General features: G+C 61.6%; 2 protein-coding genes. One reads left to right on the forward strand and one right to left on the reverse strand.

The genetic code is table 11. The annotated features are described in order from the left end of the window. Positions 1-33: 33 nt before the first annotated feature. The gene (locus FEM54_RS29960) at positions 34-1,353 is read right to left on the reverse strand and encodes an LLM class flavin-dependent oxidoreductase (RefSeq protein ID WP_138454001.1); all 1,320 of its coding nucleotides are present in this window, start codon (positions 1,351-1,353) and stop codon (positions 34-36) included. A gap of 345 nt (positions 1,354-1,698) precedes the next feature. On the opposite strand from FEM54_RS29960, the gene tal reads away from it, so the two are divergent. Further along, a complete protein-coding gene (gene tal, locus FEM54_RS29965; RefSeq protein ID WP_138454002.1) occupies positions 1,699-2,622 on the forward strand; it encodes a transaldolase in 924 nt (307 codons plus the stop codon). Positions 2,623-2,696 lie beyond the last annotated feature (74 nt).

The raw sequence follows: 2,696 nt of genomic DNA on the forward strand, positions 1-2,696 counted from the left end.
ATCGCAGGCAAGCCAGCTCCCACATAGAGCGCATCAGTCCAGACCGAGGTGCTCACGCAACGTCGAACCTTCGTACGCCGTGCGGAACAGGCCCTTGCGCTGCAAATGCGGAATCACGCTTTCGACAAATTCGGTGAACGAGCCCGGCAAGTACCCCGGCGAAATCACAAAGCCGTCGCAACCGCCTTGCTCGAACAGCTCAGCCAATTGGTCGGCGATCTGCGCGCCGGTGCCCACCAGTTGCGGCACGCGCACGCTGCTGGCGAAGATCCGGCCGAGTTGTTCCAGGGTCAGCTCAGAGCCTTGCATCAGCAGCTTTTCAGCGGCCGCCGCGTGGATCAGCGGCGATTGCGCCACCTCGGCCAAGGTGGCCGACAACGGGAACGGCGACAGGTCCACATTCAGCTGCGAAGCCAGCGTCACCAGCCCCAACTCCGGCCGCGCCAGGGCGTTGTGCTGGTCGCGTTTGGCGCGGGCTTCGGCTTCGCTGCCGCCAATAAACGGCATCACCGCGGTGAGTATTTTGCAGCTGTCGGCGGCGCGGCCTTGTTGCACCACCTGGGCGCGCACGTCATCGCGAAAGGCCCGCATCGCCGCCAGGTGCGGGTGAATGGTAAAAATCGCCTCGGCCCACCGTGCGCCAAAGCGCCGACCCCGCCCGGAAGACCCGGCCTGGATCAGCACCGGCCGGCCCTGGGGCGAACGCGGGATATTCAGCGGGCCTTCAACCCGGAACCACTCGCCCTGGTGTTGCACCGAGGTAATCAATGCCGGGTCGGCGAGCACGCCGCTTTCGCGGTCGAGCTTGAGCGCGTCCTTGCCCCAACTGTTCCAGAGTTTCAGCGCGACCTCGACAAACTCATCGGCGCGGTCGTAGCGCAGGTCATGCTCCAGGTGCTTGGCCTTGCCGAACAGGCGCCCTTCGCTGTCATTCATCGAGGTGACGATATTCCACGCCGCGCGGCCCTTGGACAAGTGGTCCAAAGTGGCGAATTCGCGGGCAATATGCGCCGGTTCGTAATAGGTGGTGGAACGGGTCGCGCCCAGGCCGAGTTTGGTGGTCTGGCCCACCAGGTACGACAGGATCGGCAGCGGGTCGAGGCGCGTGGCGTCCTGGGCGCCGTAGCGCAAGGCAAACTCACGGGAGCCGCCCATCTGGTCGCCCACGGCCAGGCGATCGGCGAAAAACAGGAAGTCGAACAAGCCTTCCTCCACGACTTTGGCGATACGCGTGTAGTACTCGGGGTCGAGGTAATTGCCGACGGTTTCGGGGTGGCGCCATACCGCGTGGCTGTGCACCACCGGGCCGCTCAACAGGAAGGCTGACAAATGGATCTGGCGGCGTGAGGTCATAAAGCGTCTTCGCGGGAAAGTTCGCTTTTTATTATATTAATCACGCAAAATTATGAAAGAATCATATAACTCTATGGTTATGCCCGATTGGTCGGACGCTGCAAAAAGCGCCCTAAGCTCAGATCGAAAGAGTATTTATCGAATGCTTTTCATAACTTTAAGCTTGGCGCTATTTCGCAAGAAAATCGCGGTGATGACAGGCACGCCTTACGCCAAGGCGGTGGATGCGCAGGATGTGCAGACCTGGAAGCCTTAAGGCCGCGACAGGTTTGCACGCGCGGTAAACAGGGCGCCCCGGAAATGGTACAACAGCTACCTTCACTCTTTTCCTGGGGACCGCCACTCATGACGTCCAAGCTCGAACAACTCAAGCAATTCACCACCGTGGTCTGCGACACCGGCGACCTGGAAGCCATCAGCCGCCTGCGCCCGGTGGACGCCACCACCAACCCGTCGCTGCTGCTCAAGGCCGCCGCCATCCCGGAATACGCCGAGCTGCTGCGCAATGCCGTGAGCCTGTCCAAAGGCGATGTGGACCTGGCCTGCGATCACTTTGCGGTGTCGGTGGGCGCGGGCATTCTCAAGGTGATTCCGGGGCGTATTTCCACTGAAGTCGACGCGCGTTTGTCGTTCGACGAAGACGCGCTGCGGGCCAAGGCCAACCAGCTGATCGCCCTGTATGACCAGGCCGGTGTCGGCCGCGACCGCGTGCTGATCAAACTGGCCTCCACCTGGGAAGGCATCCGCACCGCCGAGCGCCTGGAAAAAGCCGGTATCCAGACCAACCTCACCCTGCTGTTTTCCTTCGCCCAGGCCCAGGCCTGCGCAGATGCCGGGGTGTTTTTGATCTCGCCGTTCGTGGGCCGCATCTACGACTGGTATCGCAAAAACACCGGCCTGGACTACACCGGTGCCGAAGACCCGGGCGTGCAGTCGGTGACGCGTATCTACAACTACTACAAGGCCAATAAAATCGACACCGTGGTGATGGGCGCCAGCTTCCGCACCTTGAGCCAGATCGAAGAGCTGGCCGGTTGCGACCGCCTGACCATCAGCCCTGACCTGCTGCAAAAACTGGCTGACGATAACGGCGTGCTGCAACGCAAATTGGCGCCGGGCGTAGAAGGCGAAGCGCGTCAGCCATTGACCGAAGCGCAATTCCGTTGGGCGTCGAATGAAGATGCGATGGCGACTGAAAAACTCGCCGAAGGCATTCGCCAGTTTGCGCGGGATCAGGAGAAGCTCGAGGCGGTGCTGGCTGCGCTGTAAGGTACTAAAACCGCATGCGGTCAAATGTGGGAGCTGACGTGTGGCGAGCAGGCTTGTCCTGCGTTGGGTGGCGA

Origin of the sequence: Pseudomonas edaphica, from assembly GCF_005863185.1 — a bacterium.
Taxonomy (GTDB): Bacteria; Pseudomonadota; Gammaproteobacteria; order Pseudomonadales; family Pseudomonadaceae; genus Aquipseudomonas; species Aquipseudomonas edaphica.

Coding starts and splice junctions, on each gene's coding strand:
- FEM54_RS29960 (WP_138454001.1), bottom strand. CDS start 1,353: ATGACCTCACGCCGCCAGATCCATTTGTCAGCCTTCCTGTTGAGCGGC.
- tal (WP_138454002.1), top strand. CDS start 1,699: ATGACGTCCAAGCTCGAACAACTCAAGCAATTCACCACCGTGGTCTGC.